This window comes from Aquimarina sp. MMG016 (assembly GCF_018100805.1).
Classification (GTDB): Bacteria; Bacteroidota; Bacteroidia; order Flavobacteriales; family Flavobacteriaceae; genus Aquimarina.
Genome location: NZ_JAGJEA010000007.1, coordinates 107,235 through 131,503, shown reverse-complemented (window position 1 = coordinate 131,503; position 24,269 = coordinate 107,235). Strand labels below are relative to the sequence as shown.

Below are 24,269 nucleotides of genomic sequence, written 5' to 3'. Positions count from 1 at the left end.
CACAGAATATTATTTGATGGCTTTCTTTAATTGTAAAAAGAATGCTCTTTCTGCTAATGCAATGGCATCTAGTTTATCGGCAATTTTATTATAAGCGTCAGTCTCACGACTTCTATTTTTATATAATCGTGATGCATCAATTGCAAAATCTCTCCATTGATCACCAATTACAGTCATTTCTTTTGATAGTTCAGAAAGTTTTGGATTCTCAAGTATCTCAGAAGCTTCTTGTAAAAAAGCTGCAAAAATAAAACGAAAACCACCTCCTCCTGTACCAATTTCTTCTTGCATACGAACCAATTGCCCCAGGTAATGGTTTGTTTTTTTAACCCCGATCTTATCCGGCCATTTACGAATTCTTTTAGCCACATACCTAATTCCTCTAAATCCTACAATAGGAACAGGAGCTAACATATGACGGTATGCTTGTTTTATACCTTTTAGAATTGCTTTTTTAAGATCTACATCTTGTGGTAATTGCGTAGGATAATAGATGTGTCCATTTGGCGCAAAAGGACCTTTAGCAAAACGAACTTTTTCTAACTCATTATGTGATAAAGTAGTAACCTCGGGCATTACCGGATCACTAATTAGATATTCTCCATTTTCTTTGCCATACACGACTAGATTATGTGCATTAAAATGAAAACGATATTCATCAGGGAAATAAGTTAAGTTATATACTCCAACTTGTAACCCCACAGGATTATTTTTTGTCAATTCAGCATCCAAGGTTTGTTGTGCCTTGGCTTTAGACTTAAACTTATGTCTTTTAATTTTAAAACCAAGTCTTTTACTTACTCTGGAAAAGATAAACCCTGGAACTGGTCTAAAACTAAACATTGGAGCATAGTTCACCTTAATAAAAGGTATAAATATAAAAAAGACTCCAGAACCTATCCCGAATACCATAGGTTCACTAACGTTAAGGCCGTTATATTTTAATAAATTAGAAACCACCCCATTTTCACAATGAGCTGATTGGTTATGTTCGAAGTTTATTTTCAAATCTTTGGATTTTTTAATTCAGACAAGGTTATCTCAAATGCATCTGCATATTTCTGGAGTGTTCTTTCTCTCAACCTATTAAAAACTTTGGCTTTCAGGTGTCTTTTTACTCTCCACTGCCACATACCTACATAACCCGAAAGTACTACAGGGTCCATTCGCTGAACCTCCATATAATAAGCAATTGGACTCAATTCTCCTTGTTTTATTTTCTGGACAGTCTCTAAAACTTTCTCTTCTATAAGTTCTAAAGATTCGTTTAAAGCCATAGTTTTAGCTTCCCAACCGGAACTTAATGCTTTGCCATACTTACCTTCTTTATCCACTGCATATACCACTTCTTTCATATTTGTATGAGAAAAACTACTTTGATCTTGAGGTACTTCTTCTTTCTTCATAAAGTTTAGTATTTAAACATAAAAGAATTATAATTAAAGCTACTGAGGGTCTACAATAATGGTTTTCATTTCAGAAGAAGCTAAAAGATTACCTTTCATATCTTTTACTTCGATCTTAACCAATGAAACCATCATTATTTCTGCGACAATCTCTACAGTAGTTTCTATGTCCGTTCCGATTTCTGGAAGGCTATTAATAGTAGCGTGTTTTATAGAACCTATAAAGCCTGTTTTAGGTTTTCCGTCACCGCCTCGATTAATATAACCTCTGTATCCTCTATGCAATGCTATACTCTGAGCCATATTTTCAATAAGCCCTCCTTCTGTAAAATGAGTACCATTGGTTAAAACGTTATCAGAGGTTACAGTAAGACCCGAAACCACTTTATCAGTATCAAAAAACAATAGTTTGTCGATCATTACAAATGGATCTTTCTGAGGAATCAATTTCTTGACAAAATCAAGATCGGTTATTTTATCTTCTAAAAGATTAGGCATTAGCAAACAGTTAGCAAAATATGAAAGTATGAAAAGCGTCCACTCTCAGGAACTAATACTAATATTTTATTTCCTTTTTTCAATCTACCTGATTTTCTTAATTCATCGATCATAAGATAAATTGAAGCAGAACCTACATTACCTACTTTTTCAAGATTTGTAAACCATTTTTCTTTTGGAATACTTAAACCTTGTTTAACCATTTCGTCATTTAACTTTCCTTCAAAATAAAATGATGACATATGAGGCAAAAAGAAATCTACTTCGGAAACATTCAAGTTATTTTTAGTAACAGCATCTTTCATACTAACAATAGCTTTCTGTACTACATGCTCATCCAATACTTTAACATCCTGTTTTAAAGAAAATATAGAATCATTAAGCCATTCTTTTGGAGTATAGTCTGTCCAAGGTTTCAAGGTTCCATCTTCTTGTTTCTCTCCTCCTGCATACATACAAGCTTCTAATTCATAAGCATAGGAATAAGCTTCCATCCAATCAATTCTTAAAGAAGCGTCACCATTTGGTTCGCTTTCTAATAAAAATGCTCCAGCTCCATCTGATAACATCCAGCGAAGAAAATCTTTTTTAAATCCTATAACCGGTGTTTCTTCTAAACTCTTAAGGTTATCTATTTCTTCATTATATTTCTGAGACTGCATCCAACTAGAAGATCTTTCTGACCCAGTACATACTGCATTAGTAGTAGCACCAGCCCTTATAGATAGATATCCATACTTAAGAGCACTCATACCTGAACAACATACTCCAGAAGCAGAATTTAACTCAATACTTTCTGCATCTAAAAGCCCATGAACCATAGATGCATGAGAAGGCAACAAGTTATCAGGCCCTGTTGTACCACAGGAAAGTAGCTCTATATCTTTTTCTGAAAAATCAGTATCACACAAACCCTTGATTGCTTCTTTGGTCAATTGAGCGTTATTATGTGTTACTTTACCTTCTGAATCTATAGCGTAATACCTCTCCTTAATACCATTGTTTCTTAAAACAATCCTTCTTGCCCTAGATGGCTGATCATCAATCATACCTAGTCTCTTTTCCATTTCATCATTAGAAACCGGTTGATTTGGTAAAAAATGAGCTGTTTTAGTTATATATACGTTCTTCATAAATTATTAGACACCTACCTGAGTCTTACTGATTGATAATATTTAATATCTTTTTTTATGCGTGCATAAAAAGGCAAATAAGTCAACAAAAATATAACAAAAACTATTGGTACGAAAACCCAAATAGCAAATTGTAAATAATACTGGAAAAAGTTTAACCATTTTGCCCTTTTTTCTGATGATTTTAGACCTACCTTATAAATATGGGCTGACCACTTACTAAATATATGATTACCAGATTTATCTGACCTTATTAAAAAAGGTTTTATCATCACTCCTCCAGACTTCACAAGGTCTTCTTGGAGGTGGGCAAAATTTTCTTTAAAAAGATATTTTTTTATAATAGATCCAAACTTACCCGCTTCATTTATATCTTTTTCTGAAACTCCCGGTTTAGGAAAAAAGCCTAAGTATTTAGTTTTTTTTCCTCCCATCAACCAGTGAACTATAGTGATAACACTAATATGATTCCAATGACGATCAACAAATGCTAAATTACCGACTAATTTTGCTTTGTTATCTACAAGAAGTCTTTTTACTTTTTCCTGTGTCAAAATCCACATATTCCTAGAACCATTTACCGTAATGACAGGAGTATCTTTTAATAGTAACTTTGCTTCTTCACTTTTTAGAAATGAATTGATTGGAATCGATGGTGAAAGATACCAAACTGTATAACCTAAAATAATAAGATCATATTTCTTATTAAGAACTTCATCAGGGATAGGTTTGTTTGGTTTAGGAATTTGTAAATACGACTCAGGAAACACTTCTAAAAAATCCTTTTTATTCCAAGGAAAAGCATATTCATTTTCTGGCTGGATTAAATATGTTGTTACCTTGCAATTGTCATCCTTTACAATTGGACTTACCAAATTAGTCAAAATATCCCCTAACTGACCACTTTGACTATAGTATAGTACTAATACGTTTTTCATGAATCGGATTTAAGATCTTCCCAATAATCATAATAATTAAACCATTGCAAAGGGTATTTTTTGATCATAATTTCCATATTTCTAACGTATTCTTTTAATACATGGCTTGGTTTTATAGAATCCGCAGTAAACTCTGGTTCTTTTGCATATAAATGATATTGCTTATTCTTCCCTTTCATTATATACATAAAGAGCATTGGCTTTTTCTTCCTTGCTGCCAATTTATAAGGCCCTGAAGGAAACTTAACAGATTTTCCAAGAAATTCTTGTTCTATATATTGTATTCCTTCTACATAACGATCCGAGGCAAAAACAATAACCTCACCCCTTCCTAAAGCATCATTCATTTCAAAAATATGAGACATATCATCTTTTATCACGATAAATCTCATATTAGTATCATAAGAAACAGCTCCAACAAATTCTTTAATTTGTTCATTTTCTTGATCAGTAACCATTAAATTAACAGCAGTATCTGTCATATCAAACTCATCAAAAAAATATCTGGCAATATTAAAACTTCCTATGTGACCACTAAATACAAAACCTCCGGTCTTCTTATCTAACAATGCCTGAACCTTCTCCTTACCATCATAAGTGAATGAAAACTTATCCTTTAATCCAAAAGAAATAGCCGTTCTGTCAATAAGTGTCTGACCAAAAACAAAATAGTTTTTATAAATACTAATAATTGATTCAAGAAAAGATTGTTCTAATCTTTTTCTAAAATAGAAATAACTCGTCCTGGTAGTCGAGAAGGAAAAAACGACATAATACGCAGCTACGAATACTAATATAGAGTACGCAGCATTTAATCCCAGATGCTTGATAAAAAAAATAAATATTTTATATCCTAAAGGTGTCCCTTTAGCCTTACCTTCCCATTGGGCCATTATATTTTTTTAAATATTTACTTTTCGTTCTATTAAATCATAAAAATCCTGAAAACTTTCAACACCTACAAAATCATCTCCCACAAGTTTTACCCCAAAAGTAGCTTCTATTGCCACTACTAGGTCTACATAATCTAAACTATCAAGATCTAAAGTATCCTTAAGATTTGCTTCAGGAGATATCTCCTCTGCTTCCACTTCGAATTCTTCAATTAAGAAATCATCAACTTTTTCTACAATTACACTTGTTTCCATCATCTTCTTCGTAATTTTTTTCTATTTCTAAACTTTTTTTATGACGATTGCTGAATTCGTTCCCCCAAATCCAAAAGAATTCGACAAAAATACATCAAATTTTTTATCTACTGTTTCTTTCACCAGATTTAACTTTGACGAGTCTTCATCTGGTGTTTTTAAGTTAATATTAGGCGCAATAAATGAGTTATTCAACATTATCAGTGAATATACAATCTCACTAGCTCCAGCCATCCAACACTCATGACCTGTCATCGATTTTGTAGAGCTTACATAGGGTTTAGTCTTCCCAAAAACTTCATCAATAGCTTTGGCTTCATTAGCATCTCCTATTGGTGTAGAAGTTGCATGAGCATTAACATACCCTATTTCCTCTGGTTTTAGATCTGCTTGCTCCACGGCTCGTTTCATAGCTCGAGCAGGACCTTCTTGATTAGGAGTTGAGATATGCGCTCCATTAGAAGAAAAGCCATACCCCACTACTTCTCCTAAAATAGTCGCTCCGCGGGCTATCGCGCTTTCATAACTCTCCAAAAACAATGCAGCTCCACCTCCACTAGGCACTAAACCATCTCTACTACTATCAAAAGGCCTAGAAGCTGCTGTAGGATTATCTTCATTAACCGAAAACACTCCTAATCCATCAAAACTTCCAAATGCATAATCATTAATCTCTTGAGCTCCTCCACATAAAACATAATCTTGTAAACCTTGTTTTATCAAAAGGTATCCCATTCCTACAGAATGTGAACCACTAGCACAAGCTGCACTAATTGTAAAATTTACTCCCTTTAGCTTAAAAACTGTAGATAAATTCATAGTTACTGTAGAGTTCATAGATTTAAAAACTCCACCAGACCCTACCAGAGTAGTATCTTTTTTGACTCTAATTTTATCTATCGCTTCCATAACAGACTCTGCGGTACTGTCATTACCAAATAGAATGCCAATTTCTTTGGTATCCAAAAATTCCTGGTCTACACCTGCTTGATCAAAAGCTTGCTTTGTAGCTATATATGCATATTCAGATTCTGAACCAAAACTTATTCTCTGCCTTCTACTCAGCTCTTTTTTTAGATTAGGTTTAGGGACAATTCCTGTAAGTGCCGACCTGTATCCAAATTCTTTTCTAGAAGGTTCATAAACTATTCCAGACTTACCTCTGTATAAAGACTCCTTTACCTCTTCAACATTAGTGCCAATACACGAATAAATACCCATTCCTGTGATAACTACTCTACGCATAAATCTTTAAGAATATATTCCACCGTTAATATTTACAACTTCTCCAGTAATATATGATGCTTTTTTGGAGGCTAAAAAAGACACTAGATCAGCTACTTCTTCTGCCTCACCAAAACGATTAACCGGAATCATACGTTTTAATTCTTTCTCATCCATCTCAGCCGTCATATCCGTCTTAATAAATCCAGGGGCAACTGCATTTACCGTAATTTTTCGTTTCGCCACTTCCTGAGCCAAAGCTTTTGTAGCACCTACTAACGCACCTTTTGCAGCCGAATAATTAGCCTGACCTGCTGTTCCTTTAACACCAGAAACAGAGACCATATTTATAATTCTACCATAACGGTTAGTAAGCATCTTCTGAATCAAATGATTAGTAACATTATAGAATCCATTAAGACTGATATTAAGAACATCATTCCAATCTTCGGGTTTCATCCACATGAACAATCCGTCTCTGGTAATACCTGCATTATTAACGATTACTTCTATTATAGCATCAGGGTTTTGTTCAATCCATTTATCCAAAGTAGATTTTGTAGATTCTGCATCAGCCACATTAAATTTTAATAATGTACAGCTCCCTCCTTCCTCTTCAATCATCTTTTTTGTTTCTTCGGCTGCATCATCATTAGACTGATAATTAACTAAAACTGGATAATCTAAATCTTTAGCTAATTTTATAGCCACTTCTCTTCCTATTCCTCTGGATCCACCTGTAACAAGGGCGTATTTCATTTATTTAAATTTGGTTTTAAGAATAGATAACTATACTGATATCTATTATACAAATTAAGATTTTATTAACAACTAAAAAAAAATACCAACAACTTTAACAATCGTCTAAGGTTGCCTGTTTTGATATTTTTTAAAAAAACTATTTAACTTTTACAAAAGGCTCTGCATTTTCAAACCATTTATCAGCAAGAACCTTGCCATCCGGTTTTAAAAATCCCCACTTTTTATTGTATTTAACTCTTGCTAAGCCTTCAACAAAACCTTTCTCCTGAACTTTTCCTGATAAAAAACCAAAACTAGAAACGGTTATTCCATATTTAGCTTCAATGACCATTTCGCCTTTAGTATTTATAAATCCCCAATCATCATTCTTAACAGGAGCTAACCCTTCTGGACTAAAATAATCTACGTCATCAAATTTATAATCTATAACTACTTTACCATTAATATCAACAAACCCCCATTTGTTACCATTATAAACACCTGCATAACCATTTTTAAATGCTTTCGCCTTAACAAATTGCGGTTCTATAACCCAATTACCCTTAGTATCAATAAATCCTATTTGCTCACCTTTCTTAGCAATAGTATATTTTCCTCCTGCTTTAAAATCCCATATTCTAGAAGCTCCTTCAACTTTAACAAATCCATCTGAGGTGACCAAACCTAGATTACCTTCTCCTTTTTCTGCACGAACTACTCCATTAACATAGTTACCAATTCCTGTATATTCTAGAGCAATAACTATTTTTCCTTTATTATCTATAATCCCCCATTTATCATTTAGAGCACACTTGGCATAACCATCTCTGAAACCCTTAATAATCTGAAATTTTGGTTCGGCTATTACTTCTCCTTTACCATTCATCAACCCTACACTTTTACCTTTTTTAATAAAAGCAACTCCATCTTTAAATGCATATTTTTTATCAGAAGAGGCTAGTTTAAGTTCTTTTCCTGTTTTATCAATATAAATCCAATCTTTACCACTTATTACCATTGCCACTCCTGCACTAAAGTCTTTAGCCTTCTTAAACTGAGGTTCTATAGCCCAACTTCCATCAGCATTGATATACCCCCATTTTTTTCCATCCAAAACCAATGCTAGTCCATCAGAAAAATTGTTTGCTTTTTTGTAAGCTGGAGCAATAACGAACTCCCCTTGTTTATCAATATAACCTACTTTACCATTCTCTCTAACCGCTGCTAGTTCCTGAGAAATAGTGATCTGAAATCCTAACACTATCAAAAGTGATGCTAAAAATATTTTTTTCATCTTTTTTAAATTTATAGTTTATTGTTAGTTCTAAAGTTTATATCATGGTAAACATTAATTCCTGATCAAGGATTATACAACTCTCTAATATGCATTATTATCTTTTAGATAATCTTTTACTTTCTGAACAAATGGATATGTTATATAATCTTTTGTAAATGGAGGTACAATCTCTTTAATTTCCTTAACCAAACTCTGAGTTCTAGAAGATAGTTTATCGCCAAAATCCAAATATTCTAACGCCTGAACTATAGTCATCAACTCAATAGCCAAAACTTCAAAAGTATTTTCAATAACAGTTTTAGTCATATTTGCTGCGTTGGTCCCCATACTAACAATATCCTGATTGTCATTATTATTAGGTATACTATGTACATACATAGAATTAGATAATGTTTGATTTTCTGCTGTGGTTGACACCGCTGTAAACTGGATTCCCTGCATACCAAAATTGAAACCTAATTTACCAAGATTAGCAAACGGAGGCAGTATATCGTTTAGTTTAGAATTTAAAAGATAGTTTAGCTGTCTTTCTGCAAGCATGGATAATTTAGTAACTACCAATTTTAACTTATCCATTTCTAAAGACACATAATCTCCGTGAAAGTTTCCTCCGTGATATACATGTTTTGTTTCTACATCAATAATAGGATTATCATTAGCAGAGTTCAACTCTTCTATTAATATTCTACCTACATGTTTTATTGTGTCACATACGGGGCCCAGAATCTGAGGCACACAACGTAGTGAATAATATTCCTGAACTTTTTCTTTAAAATAAGTATCTCCGTTTTGACCGGAGTATAAGTGTTCATTTCTGTCACGGGTAAGCTTACTATCTGACAAATGCTCACGCATTTTTTTAGCCACATCTTGTTGGCCTAAATGCATCTTACTATGATTTAGCTCTTTTGACAGATGATCATCATACGCTTCTACAATCTCATTAATTGCAGAAGAACAACATATCGACCAGTCCAAAAGCTTTTGTGCATTGATAACATTAACAATACCAATGCCTGTCATCGCAGATGTACCATTCATTAATGCTAAACCTTCTCTTATCTTTATTTCTATTGGCTTGATCCCTAGTTCTGAAAAAACATCAACTGTATTTCTTCTATCCCCCTTATAAAACACTTCACCTTCTCCAATAAGGACTAATGCCAGATGCGCCAACTGCACTAAATCACCACTTGCTCCTACACCGCCGTGTTCAAAAATTAATGGAGTGATATCATGATTTATTAATTCTTTCAGACCATTTATCACAGTAGTATTCACGCCTGACCTTCCTAACGAAAGTGTATTTAGCCTAGCAAGCATTAATGCCTTTACATACTCTGGCTCCATTGGCTTACCAACACCAGAAGAGTGACTTCTAATTAAATTAAATTGAAGCTCAATCCTATCTGCATCATCAATCTTATACTGTGCCATCGGACCAAAACCTGTATTGACACCATATATAATTTTATTCTCGGAGAATTCCTCTAAGAATTTATGACTCTTATCTACTCTACTGACTATAGAATCATCTATAGAAAGCTCCTCATTGTTAAAAATAACCTTGATAAAATCACTTATTTCTAACTTATTTTTTAATACCAGCATTCGCGAATTAGTAAGTTTTTCCAATAAAATGTAAAAAAATTAAAGTTTAGTCTTTATTTTTACAAACCGCAAATGTAATGTATTTAAAGTACCTTTAAAAATTATGAAAAAAGAAAATGTTGATGTACTGGTGATTGGTGCTGGTCCCTCAGGTAGTGTTAGCGCTGCATACCTGAACAAACATGGTATCAAAGTCAAAGTAGTCGAGAAGACTAAATTCCCTCGTTTTCAGGTTGGTGAAAGCCTAATTCCCAGATGTATGGATAACTTTGAGGAAGCAGGTCTTTTGGATTGCTTAATGAAACAAGGCTACGAAAAAAAATATGGGGCACGATTTATCAAAGATGGTGTTCATGGAACTTTTGATTTTAGTAAAAAATATGGTGAAGGTTGGGACTGGACCTGGCAAGTACCAAGAGATCATTTTGACAAAACCTTAATTGATGAAGCTATAAAACAAGGGGTTGAGGTTGATTTTGAAACTGAAGTAACTAATGTCGAATTTGATGGAACTGATTCTCTTACTACAGTAAAACATAAAGATGGTTCTGAAAGTCAGATTGAAGCTAAATTTATTATAGACTCTAGTGGTTTTGGACGAGTAGTAGCAAGACAATTAGGTCTTGAAGCTCCTTCAAAACTTGCAGAACACGGTTCTATTTTCACACAGGTTAAGGATGTAAATCGCCCGGAAGGCGTAGAGGGTACAACTATTACTTTTGAAATTATTGAAACTGAAGTATGGTTTTGGTATATTCCTTTCTCTAACGGAAATACAAGTATTGGATTTGTGGGTCCAATGGATTGGATCAATAAATTTAAAGGAAATAAAACAGAAGTTTTGCAGGAAATGATGAAAACTTCTCCTTATTATTATGAGCAATTTAAAGATGTACCCTATCTATTCGAACCTTATAAGGTAGAGAACATTGCTAAAAATGTTACTAAATTATATGGCGATGGTTTTGTACTTACTGGTAATAGTGCAGAGTTTTTAGACCCTGTATTCTCATCTGGAGTATCATTTGCCACCGAGACAGGTTTATTATCTGCTAAATTAGCTATCAAGCAGCTTAACAATGAAGAAGTTGATTGGCAAACTGAGTTTGTAGATTATATGAGACAAGGGGTTGATGTATTTACAACCTACGTGAAAGAGTGGTATACCGGAAACTTACAAAAGATTATTTTTCACGATAAACCCAATGAAGAATTTAGAGAGCAAATCTGCGCGGTACTAGCCGGATATGTTTGGGATAAAACCAATCCATTTGTTAAAAAGCACAATCACATCGTTAGAAGTGTAGCAAAGCTTGTGGAGATGGAAGAAAATATGTCAGAATAGTTCTCTCTGAGAATATTTATAAAACGAACAAAAGGAGGCAAATAGCCTCCTTTTTATTGTCTACACTCTAGTTAATTTTTAGCAGACTTTTCTATTACCTCACTTAAATGTTTTAAATGTTTAGGTTTCAAACTACGTGCTAAACCAGTCGCATAATTTCTATATATTACTTTTCCTGTCTTAGAATTTACAACTTCAATAAACTTTTGTGAATTCACTCTAACATATCGTAAATAATAGAATTCTTCTCCAGAAAGAATTCTATTATTTAAATCACTATTACTTATAGACTTACTAATAAATTTATAATTTGAAAAAGGATCATTTTCATCCAAATCCTTATCATCATTCTTTTTTTTACTAAAAACCTTAATTTTAGGATAATATCCCATCGTAATGTATTCTGGAAAAAAAAGAGGCTTGTCTGTTAGTTTTTTCAATTCAGGGTCATAATCGTCTTTATACATCCAATAAATTTCTTCCTTCTTAAGTAAATCATTAATTTTTTGAAAATAATTTCTTAAAATACCTGGTTGATAATTATAAAAAACATCTTCTGTAAATAAAGATTCAGTAATCTTTTCAAGATTAGATCTTTTAGCTAAATCAACAAAATTAGATTTTGGAAATAATTCAAATCTAGCAAAACTATATTTATATTTGTTTATTACTTTATTAATTTTTTTTAGTCTTTTCCCCTTATACTTGTTAAGATTCTCAAGAAGTTTTTCATTATCAAACATGGAAAATTCAAAATACATATAAAGATAATCTACCCAAGAATTAGATTTTCTCATTTTAGTAACTTTATTAAACCCAAGGCTTCCAATAGAATACCCTTCTTTTAAATAGTTTTTTAGATCAAAATCTTCCGCAGAAACTATTTCGTATGGAGTAACATCCCAGGATTCTTTAAGGACATCTTCATATACACTTCTCTCGAAAAGAGTGGAAAAAACAAAAATAGTCTTTGATTCTTTAAATTTTTCGAGCTGCTCTTTATCAAATTTACCTGGTTTCCCAACATGTTTTGGCCCAACGGAAACTTGACAGGTTACTGAAAAAGATATCAAAAAGACAATAAATAGTAAAAAATTATTTTTCATAGCTAGATTTTGGGTTAATTAAATTATTGTGCCAAATTTATGACAAGTATTTATAAAGCACTGCATTTCAGGGAGTTTTTAGTAAAATCCGTAGTATAAAGCAAAAGGTAATCTATAACCTCTAAATTCTTAGAATATGAAGTGTATAAAAACACCTTGTTCTTCCCTATATTCCAAATAAAAAAGGAGACAAATTGCCTCCTTTTGTTCGTTTTATCACAAGAAATCTTTCTTTATTCAGCAACAGAAACCTTTAACAAAAGATTATTCTTCTTACCATCATACACTTCAAAAAACATATCCATATTAGGTAAAGTCGCTACTTTGCTAAGCCCCATAACATCTAATCGGGAGTTTCTGACATCACTACCAGTTAGGATAGGTTCTTTTGTAACTTCTCCAGTAGCATCGTCAAGTACATAGGCAGTCATATAGATAAATTCTTTTTTACCATCAAAATACTTGGTAGGTGACTCATCAAACGATCTTTTTAGGTTCGTAAAATCATCTATATAGAACAGATAATGCTTTCCTTTATTTCTAAAATTAATATATGACATGCTTCTCTTACCTCTAGTTCCCATTTGATATTTTGGCAATCTATGCATCCAATCTATTTTACCTTCGGAATTTAATTTAAAGGTGAATATATCTCTATAATAGTATTTATATGTTGTTCTAGAGCCGGAAGAACTTGATGTTGTAAAAGATTCTACATAGCGTTGTTCCCCTAAAACAATCGTGCTTCCATCTTCATTAAACATAATATTATTTACCCTAAGGTTTTCAAGGTCTTTTTTATCTTTTTCATCTTGTGTTCCTTCATTAATACGAGCTTCTCTTTTCAAAGCTAAATCCTGAAGTGTTTCTTCAGGGATATCACTTTTTATTATATTAGCAGTTTTACCAGACTCATCCAGAACTACAGAAAAAACACCTGAAATTTCAGCTTTATTTGCATCAGGGGCATAAAACCCTGTAACTCTAGCCTTGCCTGAAGTATCTAGATTAATAACAGCGTCTGTAATAGATCTACCGGGAATCTTAATCACACTCTTAATAATATCCTTAGGAGTTTCCTTTATTTTAAAAACTTCTGTTCTATATGTAGATTCTAATTTATCTTTTTTGGATTCTGAATCATTAAAAATTGAAGCTGTCATATAAAAGCTCCCTTCATTATCAATAGCAAAGTCCTCATTCTGTATTTTATCAGATGCATAAGGCATTTGTACTTTTCTTCTCCACAACAAATTAATAGCAGAATCATATACCAATATTCCAACCTTATCGGCTTTATCTCCAGCAGTCTCAATTCTATATAAGACCAATAGCTTATTACCATCAGGTGATTTCTTAAAAGCAAATTTATTTATCCTTCCTCCTGCATCAAATCCATAAGTACTCTTAAACCCAAAATCTCTATCAATATTTTCTTTATCATTGGCTACTTGAATAGGCTTCTCTGCTACAATACCTGTTAACGAAATTTTTTGTGCAAAAGCTTTATCTTTTACTGTATAAAAAACCACAGCCTTTCCTCCTAGCTTCAATACAGTTTGAAAATCACCTTTGTCTTCGATTACTTGACGTTTTTTAGGTTCTTCTTTTAGATCTTTCAACGAAAAACGCTGAATAGTCATATTATTTCTTCCCTTTTTTATAGAAACTAATCGATCACCTGAAGCCACTTGATAAGTACTCAAGCTTTTAATACGTTTATACTTTTCGCTAGCCTTAAAAGTAAAATCTTCTAATAAAACCGGTTTTTGAGCATAAACGAATCCAGTGATTAGAAACAGAAATAAAAAAGTAATCTTGGTAGTATTATTACCGAAATTTTGAATAGTATTCATAACTATAATATTAGGTCAAGTATACACAAATATAAAATTCTTATTCTAAATAGAATCATAGACTGAATTTTGAGTTAATTTTTATTGTTTTGATAATATTTTTAATCAAAGAAAAAACTGATTTTCAAGTTTTTAAAACTACATCACATTTTAACTAAAAATAATGATGAAAAAATGTTGCATTGTACTCTCATAAAAGTTACATTTGCATCCGCATTTGAAATATTAATGCGGAGTTCTTATAACAAATTATTTAGGAGAGGTGCCAGAGTGGTAATGGAGCAGATTGCTAATCTGTCGACGCGCAAGTGTCGCCCGAGTTCGAGTCTCGGTCTCTCCGCTTTTGTTTCGGGGTGTAGCGTAGCCCGGTTATCGCGCCGCGTTTGGGACGCGGAGGTCGCAGGTTCGAATCCTGCCACCCCGACAATAAAATAATTACTGGTCGCGTAGCTCAGCTGGATAGAGCATCTGCCTTCTAAGCAGACGGTCACAGGTTCGAATCCTGTCGCGATCACAAAAAGCCTTACTAGAAATAGTGAGGCTTTTTTGTTTTTTAACTTTTTACTTGTTTAAAAAAAATAGTGATCTCATAAATTACTCTCACTAATTAACATTAAAGAAAGTAAATAGACTTTCAGGAAAGATTAGGTAACTAAATAATAGAACTGTAATTCCAAAATTTAAATTTCGTTTTACAACGTCTTAAAGTAAGTAGAAAGCCATACTTCTATTTCTTCATTACCAAGTCTTATGATATTATTTTCAACTTTAAGAGCAGTCTTTAAATTTGCAGGTTGCCAATGACTCCCCAATGTCCCTCCATTAACACCTCTTACTTGTGTTCCTCCTACACCAATAGAAGAATGAAAGAATTTATTCCTGCGATACGATCCTTCTTGAACACTTTTGAATCCAATTGCAGTACCTCGAGGAATCTGCTCCATCCCATTCCACCTTCGTCCTATTGGAAACCCTAACCTATTTACCCATTGATAACCAGATAATCTTTGTAGTTTACCGTAGGAGATTCGGTCTTCGTTTAGCAAAGCGACTACAAAACCAACACAATCATAACAAATTGATCTTCCATCAACGAAATCGTTAATATCTTTTGAACCATTTATTAGACTTTCTGCAACAGATCTTTTATTGTCTTCGGTTTTAAAAATATTAAAACGTTTCTTCTTATATAACTTTTGCCCTTTTTCGGTTAATTGCATAATAATTAAATTTAAATGATGGTTAAATAAAAGTGTTTTAAATTTAATAAATCTTATAGATATTATTATCTTTTTATCATTATTAAATGAATATTCTTTTTTTGTTTTTTTATATCTAATCTGATATACCAAATCCTAACCCTATCCTAACCCTATCCTAACCAGAAAATCGCAATTCATGGCTTAATTATTGTTTAGACAGATTATATATCTAATTCTTTAATACACAACTCGTGTAATTTTTAAAAAAGAAATATATTTGACGCTATTAATTAAAAAACCTAATTATGAAAAAACTACTAGTACTTACACTACTTATGGCAACCACAGCTTCTTTTGGTCAAAAGAAACTAGAAGGAAGTATTAAAAATCTAAAAGGAATTGCAGAATATAATCTTGTATTCGATTATGAAAATTTAAAAGTTCATAAGTTCGACACTGAGGAAGAGTTCCTAAAGGATAAAATGGACAAAAGGGAAGAAAAGCACCCTGGAGAGGGAAGAGGAGAAAAATTTAAAAAATCCTGGTTTGCTGATCGTGAAAACCTATATGAACCTAAATACATTGAATCTTTCAACAAACGTTTTAAAAAACAAGAAGTAAAAGTAGATAAAGGGCTGGAAAGTGCTAAATATACTATGCTTGTTAAGACCACTTGGATCTACCCAGGATATAATGTTGGTGTAATGAAACAGCCTTCTAAAGTAAATGCTACCATTACAGTATATGAAACTGCTAACCCGGATAATGTTCTTTGTTCAGTAGCGTATAAAAATATGCCAGGAGCTACTTTTGGTGGTGGTGACTATAACTCTGGAATAAGAATTGCTGAGAGCTACGCTAAACTAGCTAAGGAAATGGCTAAATATATTATTAAAAAAGCTAAGTAACATTTCTTATAGTAATTTATCATAAAAAAAAGGGTTGCTCATCGCAACCCTTTTTTATTTAGTTATATTATTTGCTTTTTGTTTTAAATATAAACGTTCTTGATAATTACGCAAATCTAAAACAGATTTAAATCTATATAATATTATAAGCTTCTTTATTATAAACAAGTCCATAAATTCTACTTACCATCGCATCCAGGTTTAGCATCAATATCTGATTCTAAACGAATATTACTAAGCCCAATATCCACACCTTCTCCTGCGGTAATCATTAATGCAGAGCTTATCTTAGACATATCTACACCAAGATTATCAAAACAACTTAAACTTATTCGATATTCTTGCCAATGATCATCAGCAATACTGATATTAAGGGTTTTATCACAAAAAGAGTCTTTACTACACATCCCAATTTGGACAACTGCGTCTTTTGCCTTAAATGATTTAGCAGAGAAAGCTAGTTCCATTGCACCATTTGCCTGACGAGACATATCGCTTGGTGAAGCCGTACTAACTCGCATTTGATCATGATCTGATTTAGTCCATTTTATTCTCAACGCATCTTCTTGTGCCTCATGATCAGTTTTACTAATTATTAACCCACCAACAGATGTGGGAAAACTTGCAATTTGTTTAACTAACTCTCCAGAGCTTAACCATAACCCCCAAGGTGCAATAGGAGAACCTTTACTAAAAAACTCACCTGTAGACACTACCATACTATTTTCTAAGCCTGAATTTTCAGAAAGCTGATTCACCGTTACATCACTATCATAAGAAAGACCATAACCTAACTTAAACAATGGTTCATTATCTTCTGATACTACAGCATTTGTAGGCCAGGAAAATGACAGACGACCTGTAAAATCAAAGGATGGATCGCTTTGAAACAATAAATCCGAAATACCCCCTCCTTCACTACCAGGCAACCAGGCAGCGATAAAAGCATCAGACTGATTTATTTCAGGATTACACCATAGTGGACGACCAGATAGAAATACGGATACAACAGGAATATCTTTGCTTTGAAATTCTGCTAATTTATTTACATCAAAACCATTGGGAATAAAGTCAAGATTTTCTCTGTCACCTTGAAACTCTGCATATGGATCTTCTCCATATATAGCAATTACAACATCGGCTGCTATACCTGTATCTCCAGTGGCTGAATAAATTACTTTACCACCGGCTGAGTCTACCGCTTTCTTAATACCATCAAGAATAGAATCACCATTAGGAAACTCATCATTAGTATGGCCTTTTCCCTGCCAGGACAATGTCCAACCACCACACGACTTAGAAATACTATCAGCTCCATCACCAATTACCAAAATAGTTTTCTTAGGATCAATAGGTAAAGTACGATTGTTGTTTTTCAGCAAAACCATTGACTCACGAACAGCTTGTCGAGCGATATCTCTATTTTCAGGTAGTCCTAAAAGACTTGCATCTCCAGCATTTTTTCGTGTACTAGGTGCACCTTTCGTAAAAATACCCGAAGCAATTTTCACTCTTAGGATACGTCGTACTGCATCATTCAAACGTGACATTGGAATCGTTCCATTCTTTACATGTTTCAACGTACTTTCATACAAACCCTTCCAACTGTCAGGTGCCATATACATATCTACACCAGCATTGAGAGATTGAGGACAATCTGTATTTGTACATCCCAGAACCTGGCCGTGACCATTCCAATCACCTACCACAAAACCGTTGAAACCAAGCCGTCCTTTTAAAACATCAGTCAACAGCTCTTTATCACCATGTAATTTTCTGTTCTGCCAGCTTGAAAAAGAAGCCATTATGGTTTGTACACCTGCAGGGATAGCACTATAATATCCTGCAGCATGTACATCACGTAATTCTTCTATACTAATAAGGGCATTACCTTGATCTACACCATTTTCAGTAGCACCATCACCAAGAAAGTGTTTCGCAGAAGATATAACCCGGCTATCTCCCATAAAATCAGCATCACCTCTACGCCCCTGCAGTCCATAAACGATACGGTCTGCATATGACTTTACAATATCTTCATGTTCAGAAAACCCTTCATAGCTCCTGCCCCATCGTACATCTGTAGGTATGGCTAAAGTAGGGGCAAAAGTCCAATCATGACCAGACACAGTAAGCTCATGAGCAGTGACTGATGCAATTTTCTCCATTAAGTCAGGATTGTTCATTGCACCAAGACCAATATTATGCGGAAAAACTATTGCTCCACTTAGATTTGCATGACCATGTACCGCATCGATACCCCATATACACGGTATAGCAACCTCAACACCCTCTGGATCAATAGATGCGTTATAATATTCATCAGCCTTGGCCAACCACGTTTTTGTATTTGCATACGGTAATGATCCAGGCGCTGAGTTTCCGCCACTTAATACAGAACCCAAACGGTATTTTTTAACCTCTTCCGGGGTGATAGATTCGCTATCCGCCTGAATAACCTGACCTACTTTTTGCTCTACCGTTAGCTTTGGTAGTAATTCATCTATTTTCGCTTCAATCTCTGGATCTAATGGTAACGGTTTGATGCTAGGCCAATCTTGGGGATTTTCAAGTTTTGAAGATTTTTCTCCATCTCTAGTATCTTTTTCTTGAGCACAACCTAAAACCAATATAGACATAATACACAGTAAGGATACAAATACGTTAAAAGGCCTGATAGTATACATATTGAAAATAATATTATTTGTGATTTATATTAAACTTGAATGAGCAATTAAGAATAGTTTAAAATTTGTTTTTTTTTATAAAGTGATATCTATAAAATAATGATATTAAAAATCAAAAAAGCATCAATAACATAACTAAGTGTACTTAAGATGCTCAACAAAATTATCAAAGCAACACTTTTGAATTTATCTTGATAAACTTTAAAAAGTCATTATTCTTAGCTACTAGTATATAAGTCTTTCCTTTTACAGTTATAGTGGACATATCTTTTACATCTCCATCTATAAAAAGTCCGGTCTCCTTAGAAGATAGTGCTTCAAACTTATTGTCATTAGTGCCTTTTAAAAAAGTTCCATGACCTGCATCAGCTCTTGGTGTTTCTACTTCTGAAGCATAAAGATTACCCCCTAAAATCATATCTTTTATACCATCTGAATCCAAATCGGCAATTAGAATTTGATTTGTAGGTGCTATTTGCGCTCTTAGAGGCAAATCTTTTCTTATAAATTTTCCTTTTTCATTAAGAAAAACAGCACTTTTAAAAGAAGATATCTTGTAGTGAATACCACTCTCTAATTTTTTTTCTCCATAAATATCCAATAAGGTAGCCTTAGAAAACGCATCGTAATTCTTAAATTTCTTTTTGATTGAAGGGATCTGTTGTGAACTACATTCTCTTCCTCTTACGGGAAACTGCTCTCCTTCATTATAATAACTTAAGACAATATCATTTGTCTTATTTCCATCAAAATCATTTAAGAAGACATCAAAAGTTTCATTACCATTGGCCTTATACTTATAATTCTCTCCCAGATTACCGGCAATTAGATCTATATCACCGTCATTATCAATGTCGTCTGCTTTTAGACTAAACCACCAGCCTGTGGTATTTGCCAAATCGAGTTCATTGGTTACTTCTTTGAAGGTTTCTCCAGCTATATTCTTAAAAACTTTTAACTTCATCCATTCTCCAGTAACCGCCAAATCTTTCCATCCATCATTATCAAAATCTAACCATTGAGCAGCTGTTACTAAACCAAGCTTATTGAATGTTGGAACAACTTTTTGAGTAATATTAACAAATTTAGCTATCCCCAATTCACTTCTGTTTTCCAGGATATAACTTTTAGCAGGATAAGGATAATTTCCAGGAACCAATCTCCCTCCAACGAATAAATCTTGATCTCCATCTTTATCATAATCACAGGCATAGACCCTACTACCACTCTCATAAATTATTGGTAAGGCATCTTTACTTTTTACAAAATTTCCTTTTCCTTGATTGATATAAAGTCTATCTTGAAGTATTGAAGAATTTGGTTCAAATTCATTACCTCCACTAACGATGTATAGATCGTTGTCACCATCGTTGTCAGCATCAAAGATTAGAGAACCTATATCTTCATGCATTCTATCCTGTAATAAGATCTTTAGTTTTTGTTGTTCGAAGCTACCATCGCTTTTTTGGAAAAACATACCTCCAGGATATTTTGATGCAGCTCCAATATAAAAATCTTCCAAGCCATCACCATTTAAATCACCAACCGCTAAACCCGGACCAAATTGGGAAGTTTTATGTGGCAAAAGAATTTCATTTTTAAAATCATCATAGGTATTTTCTTTATGCTTATAAAGAGCCAAAGCATCTGTATAGCTTTCAAATAAGGTATTAGCAACACCTTGTTTTTGAATATTCTCCTTTGCAGATTCAAAATTAAGTTCTATGCTAGAATTTTTGGCAACCTTTACTAATTTTTGCTTCTTTTGATTTGGCCATATCACAATAAGACTATCTACCACTTCATCTTTACCAAGTCCAAAATGAATTTTAGGTGCCACAGAAGACTGAAATCCTCGACTTAGGGAAACTTCCTGAACTTGAAGAGAATTGTTATGATATATGTGAACCTTGGTTCCTATACCATATTTATTCTTTGAACTTCCTTTAAACGTTAGCGTAAGGTGATTATTGATCTCGGCACTAAGATTCTCAAAAACAGAAACTTTTTGGTCTATATTATTGGTGATCAGTTCTAAATCACCATCATTATCCAAATCTACATAAACTGCACCATTAGAAAAGCCTTTGTCTTCTATTCCCCATTCCGAATTATTTTTTGAAAATGTGAGATCCCCATTATTTTTGAAAATAAAGTTATCTATAGGTTCAGAGGGGATACGAAGACTCTTGATTAATAGACTATCTTTATGTTTTTTTTCTCCAGCTAAGCTTTCGAAATAATCCTTGTTATTGATTTCTCTGCGTGTACCATTGGTAATAAACAAATCTTTAAAGCCATCGTTATCAAAATCTGCCATTAATGGAGCCCAACTCCAATCCGTAGATGAAATACCGGCCAAACGTGAAATATCTTTAAGTTTTGGGACACCCTGGTGGTTGAACCCTGTATTTAACTGAAGCGTATTCTGCATACATTGATATTGAAATCCTACACGTTCAATATTTGCAAATAGTTCAGGGTTCATACTGGCCATATTAGCTTTGGATCTTCGATTAGAAGCCGCGTCCATATCCATTTGAACAATATCAAGCAATCCATCATTATTAAAATCTGCAATATCTACTCCCATTCCATAAAAGGAAGTATGAGCCGTTGCATTCTTGATTTCATTCTTGAAAGTGCCATCTTTTTGGTTGATATATAAACAGTCAGGAGTACCAAAATCATTGGAAACATAAAGATCTGTCCACCCATCCTGATTCAGATCAGATGCTGTAACACTTAAAGAAAGACTATACAGTTTCACTCCAGAAGGTTCCGTAATTTTTGTAAAATATCCATTATCGTTTCTGTATAAATTATCCGTTTCCAAATCGGTGACTCTATCCATTCGCATTTGATAATGATAACTGTTGTATTCGAAAGGAGTGATCGGATAGTTAGCTACAAATACATCTAAATCACCATCATTATCAAAATCAAAGAAAGTAGCATCAACACTATTTCCTGCGTCATTCAACCCAAAATCTTTTGCTTTTTCAGTAAAGGTATTATCCCCATTATTAATAAAAAGTTGATTTTGTTTGTTTCCTGACTGCCCTGCTACCAGACAGTAAATATCCAATAATCCGTCTCCATTAATATCGGCCATGGTTGTTCCAGTATACCATCGTTTATCTCCTTTTATACCAGATTTCAGAGTAATATCTTTGAATGTAAGATTTCCTGTATTTACATAGAGTTTATTATCAACCATGTTTCCCGTAAAAAAAAGATCGGTCAAACCATCGTTATTTATATCGCCAGCAGAAACCCCACCTCCCATGTAAATATATGGGTAAGTAAAGTAGTTAAGGGTATCGTTTTCGGTAAGTCGGTTTTCAAAGTTTATTCCTGTGGATTTGGCAGAAAGTTTACTAAAAATCTTATTGCTCGATTTCTTACTTTGATCTGTTTTGTCACCATTGGTATTCTTACCGCAACCAAAAAACAAAATCACGCTTAGCAATACTACAAAAACTCTCGACATACGTTATTCCTTTTACCTATTCTGTCTAAAAATACTTTGTTTATAGACTATTAGTAAAGAAAGTGGGTGAAAATGTAATTTTCACCTACCAACTTCTATAAATCTAATTGATTAACCATATACTGTTAATACCCAGGATTCTGGTCTCCTGGTCCAATTTGCGAATTACTATCTATTTCGTTTTGGGGTATAGGCATTATTCTATGAACATTTGGATCATAGTTCCTTATAGTTCGAAGGTTAGGATCAGGGTTATTGAAATTCTCATCAGGGAAAATCGAAAGTTCTTGATCATCTAGATCCCACCTTACTAAATCATCAAAACGTTGTTGTTCGCCACAAAGTTCTACAAATCTTTCATGAACAATAGCATTGAATATTTGTTCAGGAGTATTTACCGGAAAACCTCGTCCATCCATAATAGCAGTACCGTATCTAGGCATACCTGCACGATCTCGAATCTGGTTTAAAAAGTCTACGGCAGCTGTAATATTACCCAAGTTCATTTCTACCTCGGCTTGCATCAAAACAACATCTGCATATCGCATAATCCTAACATTTACTCCACTGTTTTCTGAGACATCTTGATCATCGTATAGTTGTGAAAACTTATACCATACTGGACCACCTACACATCCAGGACAAGGAAATTGAAAGGTATCTCCCGTACCATAAGTATTCGTATCATCTTGAAGTATGGCTAAGTCTAATCTTGGATCATCGTCTTCAAATTCTGCAATTACCTTAGCCGATGGTCTTGCATTAGCCCATCCTGTATAGTCTTGAGAACGAAAAGTTACCTCAGAAGTCCCTATACCTGTTTGCGCCCAACGTTCCTGTTCGGTTCCTACTTCACCATTGTATCCCACTTCAAACATAGATTCATCATTGTGCTCTCCAGATTCGCTGAAGTTATCACGATACTGTTCCAATGGCAGTAAGCTATGATTGGTGACATTATTAAATGCTTGTTGTGCTTCTGTATACATTTCACGATGCAAATAGATTTTACCTAAAAATGCATATGCTGCTTCTTGCGTAACCCTACCGACCTCTGTAGTTCCTTTAGGAAAAGTAAGTTGAGCAGACAATTTCAAATCTGCTATCATTTGATCATAAACTTGATCAGAAGTAGCACGTGGTTCATCATCAAGTGCATTGGCTAAATTTACTTTTAGTGGTACCCCCCCAAAACGTTTTACCAAATGATAATAATATAATGCTCTTAAAAAATAAGCTTGACCTAATGCATCATCCACATCATTCTCTGTAAAATCACTTGTGGCTGAGTTAGTTCTCATTCTCCCTTCATTACCAATAACAAAATTACAGGCTCCAATACCATTAAAACAAGCCGTCCAATATAGTGCGATATTACCAAGGGTTGGATTAAATTCGAACCTATTAAAAGGCGCAAAATTTGGATCACCACTAGACACCACCTCATCTGACATTGTATCAGGAAAAATATAACCAACGCGTTGATAAAGATTCTGAAACTGATTGTAACTAGCATTAACCGCTGCTTCAATCTGAGATGCTGATTCAAAGAAGATTTCGGGATTTAATGCATTTGTGTTTTCTACAGGCACATCTTCATCGCAAGCTGCAAATAAAATTATGCAAAGTAATGCAGTGCTTTTCAACAAATAATTACTAATTTTTTTCATCTTTCT

General features: G+C 33.7%; 19 protein-coding genes and 3 tRNA genes. 5 read left to right on the top strand and 17 right to left on the bottom strand.

What is annotated here, in order from left to right:
* Positions 1-9: 9 nt before the first annotated feature.
* The 11 genes from J8M14_RS14810 to J8M14_RS14760 form a co-directional block, all read right to left on the bottom strand.
* Positions 10-1,008 carry a BtrH N-terminal domain-containing protein gene (locus J8M14_RS14810; RefSeq protein ID WP_211075585.1) on the bottom strand — a complete coding sequence of 333 codons (999 nt, stop codon included), beginning with the start codon at positions 1,006-1,008 and terminating at the stop codon, positions 10-12.
* Positions 1,005-1,406 carry a hypothetical protein gene (locus J8M14_RS14805; protein ID WP_211075584.1) on the bottom strand — a complete coding sequence of 134 codons (402 nt, stop codon included), beginning with the start codon at positions 1,404-1,406 and terminating at the stop codon, positions 1,005-1,007. The genes J8M14_RS14810 and J8M14_RS14805 overlap by 4 nt, the downstream gene beginning before the upstream one ends.
* Positions 1,407-1,445: 39 nt before the next feature.
* Positions 1,446-1,904, bottom strand: coding sequence for a hypothetical protein (locus J8M14_RS14800; protein ID WP_211075583.1), 459 nt, complete (start codon positions 1,902-1,904; stop codon positions 1,446-1,448).
* The gene (locus J8M14_RS14795; protein ID WP_211075582.1) at positions 1,904-3,037 is read right to left on the bottom strand and encodes a beta-ketoacyl-ACP synthase III; all 1,134 of its coding nucleotides are present in this window, start codon (positions 3,035-3,037) and stop codon (positions 1,904-1,906) included. The genes J8M14_RS14800 and J8M14_RS14795 overlap by 1 nt, the downstream gene beginning before the upstream one ends.
* Positions 3,038-3,051: 14 nt before the next feature.
* Positions 3,052-3,975, bottom strand: coding sequence for a dialkylrecorsinol condensing enzyme DarA (locus J8M14_RS14790; RefSeq protein ID WP_211075581.1), 924 nt, complete (start codon positions 3,973-3,975; stop codon positions 3,052-3,054).
* Positions 3,972-4,868, bottom strand: coding sequence for a lipid A biosynthesis acyltransferase (locus tag J8M14_RS14785; RefSeq protein ID WP_247672656.1), 897 nt, complete (start codon positions 4,866-4,868; stop codon positions 3,972-3,974). Before J8M14_RS14785 ends, J8M14_RS14790 begins: the two co-directional genes overlap by 4 nt.
* A 9-nt stretch (positions 4,869-4,877) precedes the next feature.
* On the bottom strand, positions 4,878-5,123 hold the full coding sequence (locus J8M14_RS14780; protein WP_211075655.1) for a phosphopantetheine-binding protein: 246 nt from the start codon (positions 5,121-5,123) through the stop codon (positions 4,878-4,880).
* 27 nt (positions 5,124-5,150) lie between these two features.
* The gene (locus J8M14_RS14775) at positions 5,151-6,368 is read right to left on the bottom strand and encodes a beta-ketoacyl-[acyl-carrier-protein] synthase family protein (RefSeq protein ID WP_211075580.1); all 1,218 of its coding nucleotides are present in this window, start codon (positions 6,366-6,368) and stop codon (positions 5,151-5,153) included.
* Between the two features lie 6 nt (positions 6,369-6,374).
* Positions 6,375-7,106 carry a 3-oxoacyl-ACP reductase FabG gene (gene fabG, locus J8M14_RS14770; RefSeq protein WP_211075579.1) on the bottom strand — a complete coding sequence of 244 codons (732 nt, stop codon included), beginning with the start codon at positions 7,104-7,106 and terminating at the stop codon, positions 6,375-6,377.
* A gap of 139 nt (positions 7,107-7,245) precedes the next feature.
* Positions 7,246-8,382 carry a WG repeat-containing protein gene (locus J8M14_RS14765; RefSeq protein ID WP_211075578.1) on the bottom strand — a complete coding sequence of 379 codons (1,137 nt, stop codon included), beginning with the start codon at positions 8,380-8,382 and terminating at the stop codon, positions 7,246-7,248.
* A gap of 84 nt (positions 8,383-8,466) precedes the next feature.
* Positions 8,467-9,996 (bottom strand): aromatic amino acid ammonia-lyase, encoded by a 1,530-nt coding sequence (locus tag J8M14_RS14760; protein ID WP_211075577.1) that lies wholly within the window; start codon positions 9,994-9,996, stop codon positions 8,467-8,469.
* 103 nt (positions 9,997-10,099) lie between these two features.
* Between J8M14_RS14760 and J8M14_RS14755 the strand changes: the two genes are divergently transcribed.
* Positions 10,100-11,341 carry an NAD(P)/FAD-dependent oxidoreductase gene (locus tag J8M14_RS14755; RefSeq protein WP_211075576.1) on the top strand — a complete coding sequence of 414 codons (1,242 nt, stop codon included), beginning with the start codon at positions 10,100-10,102 and terminating at the stop codon, positions 11,339-11,341.
* A gap of 71 nt (positions 11,342-11,412) precedes the next feature.
* Here the strand turns inward: J8M14_RS14755 and J8M14_RS14750 are convergent, their stop codons facing one another.
* Together J8M14_RS14750 and J8M14_RS14745 are read right to left on the bottom strand one after the other, a co-directional pair.
* Positions 11,413-12,447: a hypothetical protein gene (locus J8M14_RS14750; protein ID WP_211075575.1), complete on the bottom strand. Its 1,035-nt coding sequence runs from the start codon at positions 12,445-12,447 to the stop codon at positions 11,413-11,415.
* A 233-nt stretch (positions 12,448-12,680) separates the two neighbouring features.
* Entirely contained in the window at positions 12,681-14,303 is a 1,623-nt protein-coding gene (locus tag J8M14_RS14745) for a hypothetical protein (protein WP_211075574.1), read from the bottom strand.
* A gap of 256 nt (positions 14,304-14,559) precedes the next feature.
* Here J8M14_RS14745 and J8M14_RS14740 point away from each other — a divergent pair.
* The 3 genes from J8M14_RS14740 (at position 14,560) to J8M14_RS14730 (ending at position 14,817) form a co-directional block, all read left to right on the top strand.
* Positions 14,560-14,643: transfer RNA gene (locus J8M14_RS14740), tRNA-Ser, on the top strand.
* Between the two features lie 9 nt (positions 14,644-14,652).
* Positions 14,653-14,727, top strand: a tRNA-Pro gene (locus J8M14_RS14735).
* Positions 14,728-14,743: 16 nt separating this feature from the next.
* Positions 14,744-14,817: transfer RNA gene (locus J8M14_RS14730), tRNA-Arg, on the top strand.
* Between the two features lie 178 nt (positions 14,818-14,995).
* Here J8M14_RS14730 and J8M14_RS14725 read toward each other — a convergent pair.
* Positions 14,996-15,523 carry a hypothetical protein gene (locus J8M14_RS14725; RefSeq protein WP_211075573.1) on the bottom strand — a complete coding sequence of 176 codons (528 nt, stop codon included), beginning with the start codon at positions 15,521-15,523 and terminating at the stop codon, positions 14,996-14,998.
* Between the two features lie 287 nt (positions 15,524-15,810).
* On the opposite strand from J8M14_RS14725, the gene J8M14_RS14720 reads away from it, so the two are divergent.
* Positions 15,811-16,413 (top strand): hypothetical protein, encoded by a 603-nt coding sequence (locus J8M14_RS14720; protein WP_211075572.1) that lies wholly within the window; start codon positions 15,811-15,813, stop codon positions 16,411-16,413.
* 179 nt (positions 16,414-16,592) lie between these two features.
* Here the strand turns inward: J8M14_RS14720 and J8M14_RS14715 are convergent, their stop codons facing one another.
* The 3 genes from J8M14_RS14715 to J8M14_RS14705 form a co-directional block, all read right to left on the bottom strand.
* The gene (locus tag J8M14_RS14715) at positions 16,593-19,052 is read right to left on the bottom strand and encodes a glycoside hydrolase family 3 protein (RefSeq protein WP_211075571.1); all 2,460 of its coding nucleotides are present in this window, start codon (positions 19,050-19,052) and stop codon (positions 16,593-16,595) included.
* Between the two features lie 214 nt (positions 19,053-19,266).
* Positions 19,267-22,593 carry an FG-GAP-like repeat-containing protein gene (locus J8M14_RS14710; protein WP_211075570.1) on the bottom strand — a complete coding sequence of 1,109 codons (3,327 nt, stop codon included), beginning with the start codon at positions 22,591-22,593 and terminating at the stop codon, positions 19,267-19,269.
* A gap of 125 nt (positions 22,594-22,718) precedes the next feature.
* Positions 22,719-24,263 (bottom strand): RagB/SusD family nutrient uptake outer membrane protein, encoded by a 1,545-nt coding sequence (locus tag J8M14_RS14705; RefSeq protein WP_211075569.1) that lies wholly within the window; start codon positions 24,261-24,263, stop codon positions 22,719-22,721.
* Positions 24,264-24,269: the final 6 nt, after the last annotated feature.

Bases quoted from the DNA above. Each gene is read 5' to 3' on its own strand.
- fabG (WP_211075579.1), bottom strand. From the start codon at position 7,106: ATGAAATACGCCCTTGTTACAGGTGGATCCAGAGGAATAGGAAGAGAA.
- J8M14_RS14780 (WP_211075655.1), bottom strand. From the start codon at position 5,123: ATGGAAACAAGTGTAATTGTAGAAAAAGTTGATGATTTCTTAATTGAA.
- J8M14_RS14720 (WP_211075572.1), top strand. From the start codon at position 15,811: ATGAAAAAACTACTAGTACTTACACTACTTATGGCAACCACAGCTTCT.
- J8M14_RS14790 (WP_211075581.1), bottom strand. From the start codon at position 3,975: ATGAAAAACGTATTAGTACTATACTATAGTCAAAGTGGTCAGTTAGGG.
- J8M14_RS14800 (WP_211075583.1), bottom strand. From the start codon at position 1,904: ATGCCTAATCTTTTAGAAGATAAAATAACCGATCTTGATTTTGTCAAG.
- J8M14_RS14785 (WP_247672656.1), bottom strand. From the start codon at position 4,868: ATGGCCCAATGGGAAGGTAAGGCTAAAGGGACACCTTTAGGATATAAA.
- J8M14_RS14805 (WP_211075584.1), bottom strand. From the start codon at position 1,406: ATGAAGAAAGAAGAAGTACCTCAAGATCAAAGTAGTTTTTCTCATACA.
- J8M14_RS14710 (WP_211075570.1), bottom strand. From the start codon at position 22,593: ATGTCGAGAGTTTTTGTAGTATTGCTAAGCGTGATTTTGTTTTTTGGT.
- J8M14_RS14760 (WP_211075577.1), bottom strand. From the start codon at position 9,996: ATGCTGGTATTAAAAAATAAGTTAGAAATAAGTGATTTTATCAAGGTT.
- J8M14_RS14725 (WP_211075573.1), bottom strand. From the start codon at position 15,523: ATGCAATTAACCGAAAAAGGGCAAAAGTTATATAAGAAGAAACGTTTT.
- J8M14_RS14795 (WP_211075582.1), bottom strand. From the start codon at position 3,037: ATGAAGAACGTATATATAACTAAAACAGCTCATTTTTTACCAAATCAA.
- J8M14_RS14765 (WP_211075578.1), bottom strand. From the start codon at position 8,382: ATGAAAAAAATATTTTTAGCATCACTTTTGATAGTGTTAGGATTTCAG.
- J8M14_RS14745 (WP_211075574.1), bottom strand. From the start codon at position 14,303: ATGAATACTATTCAAAATTTCGGTAATAATACTACCAAGATTACTTTT.
- J8M14_RS14755 (WP_211075576.1), top strand. From the start codon at position 10,100: ATGAAAAAAGAAAATGTTGATGTACTGGTGATTGGTGCTGGTCCCTCA.
- J8M14_RS14750 (WP_211075575.1), bottom strand. From the start codon at position 12,447: ATGAAAAATAATTTTTTACTATTTATTGTCTTTTTGATATCTTTTTCA.
- J8M14_RS14705 (WP_211075569.1), bottom strand. From the start codon at position 24,263: ATGAAAAAAATTAGTAATTATTTGTTGAAAAGCACTGCATTACTTTGC.
- J8M14_RS14775 (WP_211075580.1), bottom strand. From the start codon at position 6,368: ATGCGTAGAGTAGTTATCACAGGAATGGGTATTTATTCGTGTATTGGC.
- J8M14_RS14715 (WP_211075571.1), bottom strand. From the start codon at position 19,052: ATGTCTATATTGGTTTTAGGTTGTGCTCAAGAAAAAGATACTAGAGAT.